Source organism: Corynebacterium nasorum (assembly GCF_030229765.1).
GTDB lineage: Bacteria > Actinomycetota > Actinomycetes > Mycobacteriales > Mycobacteriaceae > Corynebacterium > Corynebacterium kefirresidentii.
In genome coordinates, this window is the sequence record NZ_JASPGY010000008.1 from 70,213 (window position 1) to 84,538 (window position 14,326).

At 56.0% G+C, this 14,326-nt stretch carries 12 protein-coding genes; 4 read left to right on the forward strand and 8 right to left on the reverse strand.

Going from position 1 to position 14,326, the window contains the following annotated elements; translation table 11 throughout:
- The first annotated feature begins 20 nt into the window (after nucleotides 1-20).
- Entirely contained in the window at nucleotides 21-530 is a 510-nt protein-coding gene (locus QP904_RS09290) for a gluconokinase (RefSeq protein WP_284835954.1), read from the forward strand.
- Between the two features lie 8 nt (nucleotides 531-538).
- Here QP904_RS09290 and QP904_RS09295 read toward each other — a convergent pair whose 3' ends face one another.
- From QP904_RS09295 to QP904_RS09320, 6 genes are all read right to left on the reverse strand, one after another.
- Nucleotides 539-1,933 carry a GntP family permease gene (locus QP904_RS09295; protein WP_284835955.1) on the reverse strand — a complete coding sequence of 465 codons (1,395 nt, stop codon included), beginning with the start codon at nucleotides 1,931-1,933 and terminating at the stop codon, nucleotides 539-541.
- Between the two features lie 172 nt (nucleotides 1,934-2,105).
- Nucleotides 2,106-2,723: a zinc metalloprotease gene (locus QP904_RS09300; protein WP_023020746.1), complete on the reverse strand. Its 618-nt coding sequence runs from the start codon at nucleotides 2,721-2,723 to the stop codon at nucleotides 2,106-2,108.
- 175 nt (nucleotides 2,724-2,898) lie between these two features.
- Nucleotides 2,899-4,020, reverse strand: a complete 1,122-nt coding sequence (locus tag QP904_RS09305; RefSeq protein ID WP_023027821.1) for an ABC transporter ATP-binding protein — start codon at nucleotides 4,018-4,020, stop codon at nucleotides 2,899-2,901.
- Between the two features lie 47 nt (nucleotides 4,021-4,067).
- Complete coding sequence (locus QP904_RS09310; protein ID WP_284835956.1) at nucleotides 4,068-5,390, reverse strand: ABC transporter substrate-binding protein; 1,323 nt, start codon at nucleotides 5,388-5,390, stop codon at nucleotides 4,068-4,070.
- Between the two features lie 81 nt (nucleotides 5,391-5,471).
- A complete protein-coding gene (locus QP904_RS09315) occupies nucleotides 5,472-6,317 on the reverse strand; it encodes a carbohydrate ABC transporter permease (RefSeq protein WP_034656258.1) in 846 nt (281 codons plus the stop codon).
- Nucleotides 6,318-6,344: 27 nt separating this feature from the next.
- Nucleotides 6,345-7,325, reverse strand: a complete 981-nt coding sequence (locus tag QP904_RS09320; protein ID WP_239208891.1) for a carbohydrate ABC transporter permease — start codon at nucleotides 7,323-7,325, stop codon at nucleotides 6,345-6,347.
- Nucleotides 7,326-7,587: 262 nt separating this feature from the next.
- Between QP904_RS09320 and QP904_RS09325 the strand changes: the two genes are divergently transcribed.
- The 3 genes from QP904_RS09325 to QP904_RS09335 all read left to right on the forward strand — a co-directional run bounded on the left by QP904_RS09325 (nucleotide 7,588) and on the right by QP904_RS09335 (nucleotide 12,348).
- A complete protein-coding gene (locus QP904_RS09325; RefSeq protein ID WP_239208893.1) occupies nucleotides 7,588-8,805 on the forward strand; it encodes an amidohydrolase in 1,218 nt (405 codons plus the stop codon).
- 548 nt (nucleotides 8,806-9,353) lie between these two features.
- Nucleotides 9,354-10,628 (forward strand): threonine/serine exporter family protein, encoded by a 1,275-nt coding sequence (locus QP904_RS09330; RefSeq protein ID WP_284835983.1) that lies wholly within the window; start codon nucleotides 9,354-9,356, stop codon nucleotides 10,626-10,628.
- 400 nt (nucleotides 10,629-11,028) lie between these two features.
- Complete coding sequence (locus tag QP904_RS09335; protein WP_284835957.1) at nucleotides 11,029-12,348, forward strand: MFS transporter; 1,320 nt, start codon at nucleotides 11,029-11,031, stop codon at nucleotides 12,346-12,348.
- Nucleotides 12,349-12,608: 260 nt separating this feature from the next.
- Here QP904_RS09335 and QP904_RS09340 read toward each other — a convergent pair whose 3' ends face one another.
- Together QP904_RS09340 and QP904_RS09345 are read right to left on the reverse strand one after the other, a co-directional pair.
- Nucleotides 12,609-12,899, reverse strand: a complete 291-nt coding sequence (locus QP904_RS09340; protein ID WP_234288124.1) for a YrhK family protein — start codon at nucleotides 12,897-12,899, stop codon at nucleotides 12,609-12,611.
- A gap of 57 nt (nucleotides 12,900-12,956) precedes the next feature.
- The gene (locus tag QP904_RS09345) at nucleotides 12,957-14,276 is read right to left on the reverse strand and encodes an amino acid permease (protein WP_200288108.1); all 1,320 of its coding nucleotides are present in this window, start codon (nucleotides 14,274-14,276) and stop codon (nucleotides 12,957-12,959) included.
- Between the last annotated feature and the right edge of the window lie 50 nt (nucleotides 14,277-14,326).

Sequence of the window (14,326 nt, forward strand, 5' to 3'; positions counted from 1 at the left end):
CACTAACCCAAGGAGCCACCATGAAGCAGCACCCTTTTCGCCACGTCGTTGTCATGGGAGTATCAGGCTCGGGCAAGACAACGGTGGGGGAAGCGCTCTCGCCGCTGGTTGGGCTGGAGTATCGCGATGGTGATGATATGCACCCGCAGGCCAATATCGACAAGATGGCGGCGGGGATACCGCTCAATGATGCGGACCGAGAGCCGTGGCTGAAACAGATTGGTCAGTGGTTGGCGGATAGGCCGGAAGGCGCGATGGTGGGTTGTAGCGCGTTGAAGCGGAAATACCGGGATTTGATTCGCGAGTATTGCCCGGGCGTGGTGTTTGTCCACGTGCACGGGGACTTTGATGTGCTGTATGAGCGCATGCAGCATCGGCCGGGACACTTTATGCCGGCATCGCTCTTGCAATCGCAGTTCGATACCTTGGAGCCGCTGGAAAATGACGAAACCGGCCGGGTCTTTGATGTGACACGGCCGGCGTCGGAAATTGCGGGCGATGCCGCAGCATGGATTAAGACGGGAGCTTAAAGTCGGCGCTAGAAAGCAGCTGCGGCGCCGTACATGACCAGTACTAGGGCGAAGCCGATAACAGAGATGAGCACCTGGTTGACAGTCCAGGTCTTAAGCGTGGTCATGGTGTCCATGCCCATGAGGCGGCCGACGAGCCAGAATCCGGAGTCATTGACATGGGAGCCAAAGACGGAACCGGCAGCGGTTGCAACAACGATTAGGGCGAGCTGTAGTTCGTTGAAGCCACCAGCTTCCACGGCTGGGACCATGAGGGCGGCGGCCGTAGTTAGCGCAACGGTCGCCGAGCCCTGGGCCAGGCGCAGTGCCACGGCGATGAGGTAGCACGCCAGGATGACGGGGATGCCGAGGCCGGAAAGAGAATCAGCAAGCGCATCGCCAATCCCGGAGGTACGCAACACGCCACCGAACATGCCGCCGGCACCGGTGATAAGCACGACCGAGCAGATGGGGCCGAGGGAGGAATCGACAAGCTTTTCCAACGCGGTCTTTTCTACGCCACGGCGCAGGCCCAAGACCACGAGCGCGACGAGGAGGGTAATCAGCAGGGCAATGGGGGTCTGGCCCAGCATGACAAAGAACCGTACCCACGCGGCGTCGGCGTCGATGGTGCCGTAGGACGCCAAAGCATTGAGACCGGTGTTAAAGAAGATGAGCACCATGGGGATGAGCAGGATGGAAATCACCGTGGCGGCAGAGGCGGGTTTGTGAGGTTGCTCGTCCTCCGCGAGGAGGGGACCGGCGATGGCATCGGTTACCGTGATGGGGAATTTCTTACCGGAGAGCAGGCCAAAGCGGTAGCCGGAGATATACCAGGTGGGCAGGGCAAGGATGAGGCCGACTAAAAGAACGAGACCCATATCGGCGCCGTAGAATTCGCTAGCTGCAACAGGACCCGGGTGCGGCGGCAGGTAGACGTGCATAACGGAGAATGCGCCAGCTGCCGGCAGACCGAAGGCAAGGACAGGGCCATTCAAGCGGCGAGCGACGGCGAAGATGACCGGCAGCATCACAATCAGACCGGCATCGAAGAAAATGGGAAAGCCCATAATGAGCGACGCTAGGCCGAGCGCAAGGGGTGCTTTGGATTCGCCGAAGCGGCGGACCATGGCGTCGGCAAGCGATTTAGCGCCACCGGAAGCCTCCACCAGTCGGCCGATCATGGCGCCCAAGCCGACGAGCAGTGCCACCGAACCTAGGGTGGAGCTAAAGCTCTCTGTCATGGTGGGCACGATTGCGTCGAGGGGAATGCCCGCAGCCAGCGCAGTGAGTGCCGAGACCACCAATAGTGTGAGGAAGGCGTGAAGCTTGAAATAGATGACCAACACCAAAATTACGGCGATGGCGGCCACCGCAATGCCCAGCAGTGGGCCGGTCGACAGGGTGGGTTCCCACGTATCCATGGGCGGACTCCTTTTCTAATGCAAACCTTTGAATAACGGCAACGTTAGCAGTAGGCCTGTGTGCCGCCTAAAACAATCGGTTGAATGCGACCTACCCAACACGTAGCCGGGTAAAGACAGAAAAATCCCCTAGGCACCGTGCTGGGCCTAGGGGAGAGGAGTCGTCGGGCGTTTAGTCGAACTGGCCCTGGATAATGGCCGCCGCATCCAGCGGGGTTACATGGTAGGAGATGGGGTTCTGGTTAGCACCTGCCATGAGCGCGCCGGCGCAGGAGTGACCGGCGCCCATCATGTGGCCCAGCTCGTGAGCGATGGTGCCCTGGACTGCCTCTGGGTACTGGGCATTAGGAATCTTGATGAATACCATCTTGTGATCCGGGTAAGCGGCACCCTGAACGTAGCCATTTGGGTCGGGCTTGAAGATGATGGCGATGGTGTCATCATCAGCCTCAGAAGGCTTAACTTCCTTCAAGGAAGCCTTGCCCTTGAGGGCCTTGTTCCACTCGGCAACCGCGGCATCCAGCTGCTTGCGGTACGGGAAGTTTTCAACCACCTTGTACTCCAGCACGCCATCTTTGAAGTACGGCTTTACGGAGTCTTCATCGTGAAGGATGGAAGGATCCGGAACAGGCTTGCCATCGTTGGCCAACTTGGTGATGGTCTTGCAGGTGCCTGGAGAAATGAGGGAGCGAACTGGGTCGCTCTTGGCGCTGGCGGCCGGTGCGGCGACGGTGCCGAGGATGGCTGTTGCAGCCAAAGTGGCGGCAGATAGCTTCTTGAAAGAAGGCATAGGCAGTGAATTACCTTTCGGTTGATTTTAAGGTTCGCTGAGTGCAATATTCCGGGCAATATCCGTGGTAAACGGCACTGCACGGGCGTCTTATGTGTGCGAGCATATATCAGTTTCTTATCTTCTGCAAAGGGAAAAATAAGAATCTAAGGTGTCAACTGCCTATTTGCTGCTTCTAGTTCAGGCGCTGCCCGGTGGTGGTGCTAAATAGATGCACTCGGTCCGGGTCGGGGGAAACGTAGAAAGTATCGCCCACCGCATAGCGGCCGCGGGCATTGACCAGGATGCCGGTCTGACCGCCCATGCGGGTAGAGGACTTAAGGATGCCATCGGCGGAGCTGCTGCCCGCGGCGTCGTTCAGGTCGCCATAAACGTAGGTCTGGTTACCCAGTTCCTCGATATGCGCGACAGTAAACTTTGCCCCACCGTTGCCGGTATCGCTTAACTGCCAGTCTTCAGGGCGGATGCCCACGGTGACAGTCTCAACGCCATCGAAGTTGTAATTGGCCAAGTTGATGGGGGTAGAGCCTATACGCAGCTCCGAGGAGTTATGGGATAGGTCGTAGATATTCATCGCCGGGGAGCCAATGAATCCGGCGACAAAGACGTTCTGCGGGCGGTCATAAATGGTACGGGTGGTATCCACCTGCTGTAGGACGCCGGCGTTGAGAACTGCGACGCGGTCACCCATGGTCATCGCCTCCGTCTGGTCATGGGTGACGTAGACGGTGGTGGTGCCAAGGCGGCGCTGCAGGTTAGAGATCTGCGCGCGGGTGGATACGCGCAGCTTGGCATCCAAGTTGGACAAGGGCTCGTCCATGCAGAATACGGCCGGCTCGCGCACGATGGCGCGTCCCATAGCTACGCGCTGGCGCTGGCCGCCGGAAAGATTGGCGGGCTTGCGGTCCAGCAAATCTTCCATCTGCAGGATCTTCGCAGCCTCTTGCACGCGAGACTTAATCTCGCTTTTAGGGACCTTGCGGTTTTCCAGTGCGAAAGACATATTCTGCGCTACGGACATATTGGGGTAGAGCGCATAGTTTTGAAAGACCATGGCCACGTCGCGGTCCGAGGGGCTCACCCCGGTGACGTCCTTACCACCGATACGAATGGAGCCGCGGTCGGTGGGCTCGAGGCCGGCGAGCATACGCAGGCTGGTGGACTTACCGCAGCCGGAGGGGCCGACAAGGACCAAGAATTCGCCGTCAGCAATATCGAGGTTGAGGCGGTCAACGGCGGGGCGCTTAGCATCCTTGGAGTAGATGCGGCTTGCGCCATCGAAGGTGACAGTAGCCATGGTTACCTTTCAGAATGTAGTGAGGGGAGGAGGGCGCCTGGGGGAGCCTACTTATTGATGACGGTCTTGACCTGGTTGTTATAAATGGACTGCAGGGTCTTTTGCAGGTCTGTAAGCACCTTGGTGACGTCATCGCGGTTGGTGACAATCTTTTCGAAAGCACCACCAATCTCCTGGTCCGCGCCGGGCAGGAAGACACGGGCATTATCCTGCGGGCGAGTCTCCGGAAGTTGCTTGATGGCGGTTTCGAAGTTCGGGTTTTCCTCCATGAACTTCTTCTGATCCTTGTTGTCTACCGCGGTGGAGCGCACCGGCATATAGCCCACGTTCTGGGACCAGTAGCAGGTGTTTTCCTCATTGGTGATGAAGTCGATGAGCTTAATTGCAGCCAACTGGCGGTTCTTGCTGATGCCAGCTGGGATGGCAAGGCCAGCACCACCGGTAGGGCAGGCGCCCTCGCCAGTCGGGTTAGGCAGGAAGGCGGTACCGAGCTCGAATTTGGCGGTATCGGTCAGGCCTGCCAGGTCACCGGTGGACAGCACAGTCGCGGCTGCACGGCCGGTGCCGAACTCCATGGCCATGTCATTGCCCACGTAGGAGTAGCCCTTCTTTTCATCGGTGATGTCTTTGAGCCACTCGACGGCCTTGATGGTCTTGTCATCGGTGAACTTCAAGTCCCACTCATCGGAGTAGGCACCGCCCTTGGACCACAGTGGGCCTTGGAAGATCCAGCCCAGGTAGTCCACGGCATCGCCCCAGCCAAATGGCTTCATCTTGGAATCGGCCGCGGCGAGCTTCTTGGACCACTCGTCCATCTCATCCCAGGACTTCGGGCCGCGGTCAGGCAGACCGGCCTTCTTCCACGCATCCTTGTTGTAATAGAACAACGGCGTGGAACGAGCGAAAGGAAGCGCAAAGTGGCCGCCGTCGTAGTTGTAATCCTCGTAGAGTGGCTGCACATAGGTAGACAGGTCGATGCCGGCTTCCTTCGCCAGGTCATCCACGTTGGCGATCTGGCCGTTGATGGCAAAGTTGTACCACCAGACGTCGGAAAGCACCACGATGTCCGGTAGATCTTGGCCGGTGAGCGCGGCGTTGAATTTCTGTGCAGCCTCTTCGTAGTTCTTGCCGGCATCAACGAGGTTGACCTTGATATCAGGATTCTCCTTTTCAAAGCGGGAGATGATTTCCTTCTCAATGTCCTTAGACGTGCCCGGGTGGTTGGACCACCAGGTCAGTTCGGTGACTTCACCATCGCCGCCTTTGTCTTTACCGCCTTGTGGGTTAGTAGAAGAGGTGCCGGCGCAAGCGGCGAGAGTGGTGGCAGATGCGGCTGTGGTAGCAAGGGCGAGGAATGTGCGGCGTAGCATGTAGTTCTCCTGAAAAATCCTGGTTAAGGGGGGGAAATAAAGTATGTGGAAACGGCGAGCGTGGGTGGGGTAGAAGTCCTTCTATCCCTTGACGGCGCCAGTGGTCAGGCCTTGAATCATGTACTTTTGCAAGGCTAGGAAGATGATCACCATCGGGATGATGGTGAGGATGGTGGCGGCCATAACCGGACCCCAGTTGGTCACGCCATCGTTGTTTTGCAGCATGGTCAGACCCACCTGCAGTGGGGCAACGTCCTCAGTATCGGCCATGAGGAATGGCCACAGGTAGGTATTCCATTCATTGACCATGGTGATGACGGAAAACGCGGTCAGCGTTGGCCAAGAGACCGGCAGGAGCACCTTGGTAAGCAGGCGGATGGGGCCGGCGCCGTCCATACGGGCGGCTTCCACCAGCTCATAGGGCAGGGATAAAAAGTGGTTGCGCATGAGGAAGGTGCCGAAAGCCACGCCGGCCAGCGGCACGATGATGCCCACGAAGGTATTGCGCCAGCCCAAGGAATTGACCAAGGCGTAGTTAGAAATGACGGTGATCTCGCTGGGCACCATGAGTGAGGAAATGACCAACAAGAACACCAGATGGCGGCCTGGGAAGCGCAGGATGGCCAGCGCATAGGCAGAGATGACACCAAGCACAATCTTGATGATGGACAGCACTGCGGTAATGACTACCGAGTTGCGCAGGTAGGTCCAGAAAGGCACGCGGGTGGTGGCATCGGAGTAATTCTCAGTCTCCCATACCGGCGGCAGCCAGTTGACCGGATCCGTATAAATATCGCCCTTGGCCTTGAAAGAGGTCATGAGGATCCAAAAGAGCGGGAGACCAATAAGGAGCAGTACCGCGAGGATACCCAAATAGCCGCCGACGAGCTTGGCGCGACGGGTGGTGGGGGATTCATCCGTGACCATGTGAAGGGTTGAAGTAGCCATAGTGGGTTAACCTCGCTTATCCATGATGCGTACCTGGATCAGGGTGATGATGAGCAGGATCAGGAACAAGATGGTGGCGGCAGTCGCACCGTAGCCGGCGCGGAAGTTGACGAAGGTCTCGTTATAAATCTGGAAGACCAGCGTCTGCGTGCCATTGCCCTGTGGGCCGCCACGGGTCATGACGTTGATGATGTCGAAGACCTGCACGGAGTTAAGAAGCACCGTGATGGAAAGGAAGAAGGTCGTATTGCGCAGCTGCGGCATGGTCACACGCCAGAATTTGCGCCAGCGTCCGGTGCCGTCGATAGCGGCGGCTTCATCCAGTTCCTTGTCTAGGCCTTGGAGCGCGGCTAGATAAATGACAAAGGTATATCCAAGGTTTTTCCACACGAAGGTGAACGTCACCATGAACATCGCCCAACCTGGCACGGCATAGAAATTCGGGGAGTCGATGCCGAACCAGCCCAGCATGTCCTGGATGAGGCCAAAGTTCGGGTCAAAGACGAATTGGAAGGCGATACCAATGGCCGCGCCAGAGATGGCATAGGGCGCGAAGACCACCGAGCGTGCAAAGTTGCGGCCCTTAATGTTCTGGTTGAGCAGCAATGCCAGTGCTAGACCAATGACCATGGAGCCAATGACCGCAAAGAATGTAAATACCACAGTGTTGAGCACGATGGTCTTCGTATCCTCGCGGCTAAACCACTCCACATAATTGTCCAAGCCTACAAAGGTGGAGGTAGGGCTGGAAATATTCCAATTGAAAAAGGATAGCCGGATATTATCCAGCAGCGGCCGGTAAGTAAATACAGCCAGCAGGATCAGGTTCGGCGCTAAAAGCGCTGCGGCCAGCAGCCATTCCTTGTGGCGATTGCGCGCTGCTTTGCGCACCAGCGCCGCAGAATCACTGGGGTTTTCCGTGTGGGCGGGACGGGCGATGGTAGTGCCTGAGTTGCCGCCACTGAGAGAGTCTTCCTGAAAGGTCACTCGGTCAATCTAGGGTGGACGGGTGAAGCCCAGATACATGAAAAACAAACAATCAGTGAATTATTAATGTCCGATGGGTTAAAAGTGGATGCGTCATCAAATTTTTTTAAAAACTCCAGCTCAGCGGGTCGTGGTGCCTGTCTCTTTGCCATAAAACTATGGCTGGCATTACAAAAAATGCCTTGCTTGCCGACGCCCACCTTCCTCCCCCCCTCTCTACACTGGCACCCATATTCCACCGCAATTCCACAAGGAGGAAGCAATGTCTGTCCGCACTGTCTGCAGCAACTATGACTCCGTCAAAATTTGGCAGGAGCCACTTTATAAGGACCTGCATCAGCACCCGGAGCTATCGATGCAGGAGGAGCGCACGCTTGGCATCATCAAGGGCAAGCTTGCTGACCTCGGGTTTGAACAAGTGGATGTAAGCGGTGGCGTGGTTGGCATCTTAGAAAATGGTGCCGGGCCAACTGTCATGCTGCGCGCGGATTTTGATGGCCTACCAGTCAAGGAAGACACTGGCCTGGATTATGCCTCCACCGATACCGCCCTTGACTCGGATGGAAACCCCATATCCGTCATGCACGCCTGCGGTCACGATTCGCACGTGGCCAGCCTGCTGGGCATGGGTGCGCTCATGGCGCAGGCCACCGACCAGTGGTCCGGCACCCTGCAACTAATTTTCCAACCGGGCGAGGAAATCGCCGCCGGTGCCCAGTCCATGGTGGATGACGGTCTGGTAGATAAGGTAGCAACTCCCGATGTTGTCCTAGGCCAACATGTTTTTGCTAGCCAATTTCCTGCTGGCACCGTTGCTCTTGCCGCAGGACCCTTCATGTCCACCGCGGTAAGTCTGGATGTCAAGGTTTATGGCCAAGGCTCGCACGGTTCCATGCCACACCTCAGCGTCGATCCAGTGGTGTTGGCCAGCTCCATTGTGATGCGCCTTCAGACAGTCATTTCCCGCGAACTAAGCCCTTCCGAGTTTGGCGTGTTGACCGTGGGTGCTATCAATGCCGGTTCGAAGGCAAATATCATTCCTTTTGAGGCTAACCTGAAGATCAACGTGCGTGCCTATAGCGAGCAAGTACGCGACAAAATCTCCGGCGCTATCGAGCGCATCGTCAACGCCGAGTGCCAGGCTGCCGGTAGCCCTCAGCCTGCTGAATTTAACTATCACGATGCCTACCCGCTTACCAGCAATGATGACGAGACCACGGCGCGGCTCCAGAAAGCCTTCACATCCTACTTCGGCGCCGACCGCGTTCTTACCGCAGAACCCCTCACAGCCAGTGAGGATTTCTCCACCATTGCGCGTGCCTTTGGGGTTCCCTATTGCTTCTGGGTATTTTCCGGCCGCGAAGAAGGAAAAGATGTTCCCAACCACAGCCCGCACTTCGCCCCACTGCTCCAACCCACATTGCGCACTGGCACCGAAGCACTTGCTGCCGCTGCATTGAGCTATCTGGGCAACGACTAAGCGGGAAACTGTACATGGCCGCACGGCTTTTAAAAGGTGTGTGGCCATTGCTGCTGGCATCCGGGCTGTGGGGGAGTAGTTCATAGCCGCCAGGTCTGGTGAGTTTTCTCTGTGCAAGGTTTTCCTGCGTCCACCGTTTCTTAGTGCATTTAACCGGCAGACCCCTAAAACAGCTCCAACGCCCGGGCCTCACTTGGGGCCGCAGGGCGCTGGAACTGGTTCTCTCTATCTCTCTTGCGTTCTCTCAAACGCATGAACTTAAGATAACTTTCTAGCCTGCTACAGGCCTGCGTTTTACCTGTGAGTATTGTGGTAATGGGGTGGAAATCGGCTAATAGACGCGCAAACCTGCCCACGGTGTAAAGGGCGGCGACCTCTAGGCCGATGAAGAACTATTCATAGGGGTGCGGTTCTGCGTAGGATTCTAGGTAAAACTAAAAGTGTGTTCTCGGGCTTCGGTTGGGGTCGAGAAGCCTTTAAATAGGCGCTAAAACCGTGTCAGAGGAGGAGATGTGTCGCAACAATTTGATCCAGAATTGCACCGGCAAATGGGCGTGGAAGCGGATGTTGTCTTGCGGGTGGGAATGCTCCTAATGGGTGCCGGCACTTCTGGTTACCGTGTTTTAAGGGGGATGAAACGCAGTGCGCGTGCTTTGGGGTTTGACCACTTAGATGCCACAGTGGGTTTGACGCAGATTACTTGTACGTTCCACCGCGGGGAATATTTCAGGACAGTGATTGCCCGGCAACATTCTCCTGCGGTTGATGCTTCGCGGATAGAAGCCTTAGAAGACCTGACCCATAATCGGCTCTATGCGGGGATTACTGCCCAAGAATTGGCGGCAAAGCTGGATGTTATTGAGTTTGGAGTCAAAAAACGCTGGAGCGGTTTAGTTCTTTCTTTTGCCGCCGCGATCGCGTGCGCGGCGTTTGCGTATCTTAACTTTTTCCCGCTAGAAGCGGTGGGGTTGGTGGCTCTAGCGGCGTTTGCAGGCCAGTTTGTGCGGTACACGGTTCTCCACCGGCACGTCCATCAAATCGGGGGAGTAATTGCTGGCGGGGCAACGGCAAGTATCGTTTTCTTCCTTTTAACGGAATTTTTTGGTGCGATAGGCTCAGTGGATCCGAGTGAATTGTCCTCGGGCGTGGTAGCAGCGGTTTTATTCTTGATCCCCGGGTTTCCTCTTTTCTCTGCTTTGATCGACATTGCGCGTTTTGATTTGGATGCAGGAATAGTCAGGTTAGGGTACGCCTTCACTGTTATATTTACAGCGACTTTCACTGTCTCGATGGTTAGCTGGTTGACACAACTTACCCCTGATCCACCCGCCCCTGCACAGGATATGAAGTGGTTTTTGTTGGCGCCGGTCGCAAGTTTTCTGGGAATTGCTGGCTTTGCCTTTCTATTCAACTCTTCCCGCCGCATGGTTTTGGTCGCAGCGTGTGTCGGAACAGTGGCAAACGAGCTCCGTTTGATCCTCATTCACGCAGGTACAACTATTTTCTTTGCGGCATTCGTGGGAGGACTATTGATTGGGCTGCTAGGTGCGGTCGCTTCTAAAAAGGCGCGCCTTCCTCGTATTACAACGACCGTTCCGGCTGCAGTAATCATGATTCCGGGGGTGACAATGTTCCGAGCAGTGTTTTATTTGAATGACGGTCAAATGGATCAAGCTTTGGCAAACGTTGCGACAGGAATGATGGTGGTTGGCTCCATTGGTGCCGGATTGGTGTTTTCTCGCCTGCTAACTGATAAGGATTGGGCATTGGGCCGACTTATTGATTTTGATAAAAAGATTCCGCAGAAGCCCTCTACAGCATGAAGTTAGGGTTTTAGTTGGAAAACGCCTGTGGCCCCCACTTCCTTTCGGAACTGGGGGCCACAGGCGTCTCTCTCACTGTTTCCATATATCGGCATGTGCCGCCCTGTGGAAACTGCAGGGGGTTCTCTCTATCTCTCTCTCGTATGCGCTCTCTCAAACGCACGATCTCAGTATGGGGCACTGTGCTGTAGTGTCCATGAGGCTCGGCTGTTGGGTGGCTGTTAATGGCTGGGAGGGGATGGATAAGGCACTGACAAGCGTAACAATTGTGGGGGAGTGCAATATTGGCGCATAAAAGTGACGTACACCATAAGTTGTTTCTGTAGGGTTGAGGGCATGCGCGCACCGGGCCTGCGCCGTTTTCAACTGCTTGTATAGCTACAGAATTGAGGTGAGGAGCATGTCTCCTCTCACTTCCCAACCCCCAGCCAATGATGCCGTGCCGGCACAGGTGGAAGATACAGAAGAAACAAAACGCCAGCATCGCTCGGCCATAAAGGCAGCGTTTATAGGCACCTTCATTGAGTGGTTCGATTACGCAGCCTATATCTATATGTCCGCGATTATCTCCCGAGTCTTTTTCCCGGAGATGGAAGGCCGCCGTGCCCTGATTATGACGTTTGCGCTCTTTGCGCTGTCATTCTTGGTGCGGCCTTTGGGTGGAATCGTATGGGGTCACTTCGGTGATAAACACGGACGCATCCAGACCCTAACGGTCTCCATTGTGATGATGTCCCTGGCTACCGCGTGCATCGGTTTCCTTCCTGGCTATGCCACCATCGGCTTCGCCGCGTCCCTTTTGCTGCTGCTGTGCCGCATGGTGCAGGGCTTTTCGGCAGCCGGTGAGTATGCAGGCGCGGCCACGCACTTGGCCGAGATCGCTCCGGCCGGCAAGCGCGGCATATATTCCGCGGTGGTACCGTCCGCTACGGCTTCCGGCTTGTTGCTGGGCTCGCTCATTGCGGCGTTGCTGACGGGCGTGCTCGACGATGCTGCCTTGGATTCCTGGGGCTGGCGTGTGCCTTTCTTGATTGCGCTGCCTTTGGGCATGTATGGCCTGTGGATTCGCCGTCATACGGAGGAGTCCTCCCACTTTGAGGATCAGGATGAACCGGAAGAATCCCCACTGCGTGAGGTGCTCAAATACCCCAAGTCCTTAGCCATTGCTTTTGCTGGTGCGGTGCTCAACGCCATTGGTTTCTACGTCATCTTGACCTACCTGCCCACCTACCTCTCAGAAGAGTTGGGTATGGCCGCAACCCCGGCGTTTATAGCGTCCTCTGTTGCCTCCGCATTTTATGTGGGCTTTGCCTTGCTCACCGGCATGCTTTCGGACCGCCTGGGCCGCCGCACAACCATGCTGTGCGCGGCAGCTTTTATGGGCGTGACTATCATTCCAGCCTTTATGCTTCTCAACGGCGCCGGAATCCTCCTCGTCATTATCATTCAGGTTTGCTTGGGTGGCGTGCTGGCGCTTAACGACGGCGTCCTGCCCTCCTTCCTTTCCGAGCAGTTCCCCACGCACGTGCGTCTATCCGGCTTCGCGCTGACATTTAATACGGCCAATGCTGTCTTTGGCGGTACCGCTCCGATGATTGCCACCTGGCTTATTGATGTCACAGGACTGCAGCTTGCCCCTGCTTTTTATTTGGTGGCTGCGGCGCTGGTGACTGGAACCGCGGTGCTATTCGCGTCGAAAAAGAATAAGCTGCACCAGTAGCGTTTCGCTATAACAGGATAAAACGCCTGCGGCCCTCGGAACCGGAAGGAACCGAGGGCCGCAGGCGTCTCTCTCTACAAGGTGTTTCCATGTATCGGCCTAAGCCGCCCTCTGGAAACTGAGGGGTTCTCTCTATCTCTCTCGTATGCGCTCTCTCAAACGCATGATTAAAGTATGGGGCACGGGGCTGCTACCACAATGGATTGTGCCTGATAGGTCCCTGCTAGTTGCTGAAAGTTTACTGCTAGCCCATTTGTGACTTAGTAGTCATAACTTTCGGCAGTATTTGCATCCGCGCCAATGCGTTGCAGGTGTGTGCGGCGCTTTAAGCGGATGGCCGGGCGGGCTGCCATGCCGAGGCTGCCCAGGAGGTAGAAGACGGTAGCGACCATCGACAAGCCGGCAAGCGTTAGCACCGAGCCGAGGATAAACACCACGGAGATGGCGATATCATTGGCGATGGAAAACGTCTCGTATTTGTTTTTAATTTTGATTTCGTTATTCTGCCCGAGCTTGATTTTTAGGTCGGGGTCCTTTTCCTGTTCTGACATGATGCCTCCCACCTTGCCAGACAGGAAAAGTGCTTGTCGAACCACGTTTTTGTGGGATTATTGGAACATTCCCCAGATAGTGGCAAAGAGCACGATAAAGCCCATGACCGCCACGAAATAGTTGGTCTTTTTGCCGCGGAAGCGGGCTAGGGCGTCCACTCGGTAAATGACCCAGATGGGAAGCAGGTAGGTCATGAAGGCGAAGAAGACGCCGCCCACGACAGAAATCATGTCCAGGATGGAGGGGTTGAAAATTCCTACCAGTGACGTGGCGATGAAGATGAAGAGGTAGGTCCATAGGTCGAGCGTGCGGGCAGACATCTTCTTTGTGGCTTTCGGGGCGGCCAGGTTGAAGAGGTACTGGGTGCCCTCGATGGTGCCAAGGGCATGGCCGAAATAGGAAGAAGCCACTGCACAAATAACCACGATGGGTGCCATGTAGGCCATAAATGGGGTGCCGGTCTCGTTGGCGAAGTAGGAAAGTACCGGCAGGTTCTTGTCATTTGCCTCCTGCATGCCGTCTGCACCCATGGCCAGCGCGCAGGACCAGACAAAGAACATGGTGAAGACGGTTAGCAAGATGGCGGAATTGCGGATAACCTTATCGGATTGTGCGTGGTGGTCCGCGCCGTATTCCTTTTCCATGCCCAGCGAGAATTGGGAGATCGCAGCAACGAAGGAGAAGGAGAACACCAAGACGGGAAGGATAAGGATAATGGCCTTGATAACGCCGCCAGCGGTGTGATCGCCGGCCTCCATGAAGGACCCGAGGTCCCATTGTGGAATGAGGTAGAGCGATACTGCTGCCAGCGCCACGATGAGCGGGTAAACCACGAACTGAGCAATCTTCAACATGATGGCATTGCCAAAGGCAAGTGCCAGCGTCATCAGACCTACGCACAGCGGTGCCAAGATGTAGCGGGAAATTTCCGGCCCGCCTAGCTGGTTGACGATGAAACTATCGACTGTATTGGTAATAGATACGCCGTAAATGAGCACCACCGGGAAGATGGTGAACCAGTAGATAATCGCGAGGATGATGCCGTTGCCCCGGCCAAAGAAGTGAGTGAGTACTGCAAGGACGTCTTCGCCATGCAGCGGCGAATAGCTAATGATCCAGGAGAAAGCACGGTGGGCCAGGTAGGTCATCGGGAAGATGAGCAGGGTGGCTACCAGTAGCGGGACGAAGCCGAAACTGCCGGCGGAAATCGGCAAGAAGAGGATACCTGCGCCCACGGCAGTGCCGAAGAGCGTGATGGTCCACTGGCTATTGACGGCCTTATTGGTAGCTACCTGGCTGCCGCTTGGGGTGTCTGCGCCGCCGGTAGTGGGTGAACTAGCCGGTGAAGCAGGCGCATTCGCAGTCGTGTGAGACATAGAATTTATCCTTCAGTACGTGTGAATGAGCTAACATAAACAATCTATAT

What these genes read in the sequence shown, in the direction of transcription:
- QP904_RS09290 (WP_284835954.1), top strand. Translation starts at nt 21, where the DNA reads ATGAAGCAGCACCCTTTTCGCCACGTCGTTGTCATGGGAGTATCAGGC.
- QP904_RS09295 (WP_284835955.1), bottom strand. Translation starts at nt 1,933, where the DNA reads ATGGATACGTGGGAACCCACCCTGTCGACCGGCCCACTGCTGGGCATT.
- QP904_RS09300 (WP_023020746.1), bottom strand. Translation starts at nt 2,723, where the DNA reads ATGCCTTCTTTCAAGAAGCTATCTGCCGCCACTTTGGCTGCAACAGCC.
- QP904_RS09305 (WP_023027821.1), bottom strand. Translation starts at nt 4,020, where the DNA reads ATGGCTACTGTCACCTTCGATGGCGCAAGCCGCATCTACTCCAAGGAT.
- QP904_RS09310 (WP_284835956.1), bottom strand. Translation starts at nt 5,390, where the DNA reads ATGCTACGCCGCACATTCCTCGCCCTTGCTACCACAGCCGCATCTGCC.
- QP904_RS09315 (WP_034656258.1), bottom strand. Translation starts at nt 6,317, where the DNA reads ATGGTCACGGATGAATCCCCCACCACCCGTCGCGCCAAGCTCGTCGGC.
- QP904_RS09325 (WP_239208893.1), top strand. Translation starts at nt 7,588, where the DNA reads ATGTCTGTCCGCACTGTCTGCAGCAACTATGACTCCGTCAAAATTTGG.
- QP904_RS09330 (WP_284835983.1), top strand. Translation starts at nt 9,354, where the DNA reads ATGGGCGTGGAAGCGGATGTTGTCTTGCGGGTGGGAATGCTCCTAATG.
- QP904_RS09335 (WP_284835957.1), top strand. Translation starts at nt 11,029, where the DNA reads ATGTCTCCTCTCACTTCCCAACCCCCAGCCAATGATGCCGTGCCGGCA.
- QP904_RS09340 (WP_234288124.1), bottom strand. Translation starts at nt 12,899, where the DNA reads ATGTCAGAACAGGAAAAGGACCCCGACCTAAAAATCAAGCTCGGGCAG.
- QP904_RS09345 (WP_200288108.1), bottom strand. Translation starts at nt 14,276, where the DNA reads ATGTCTCACACGACTGCGAATGCGCCTGCTTCACCGGCTAGTTCACCC.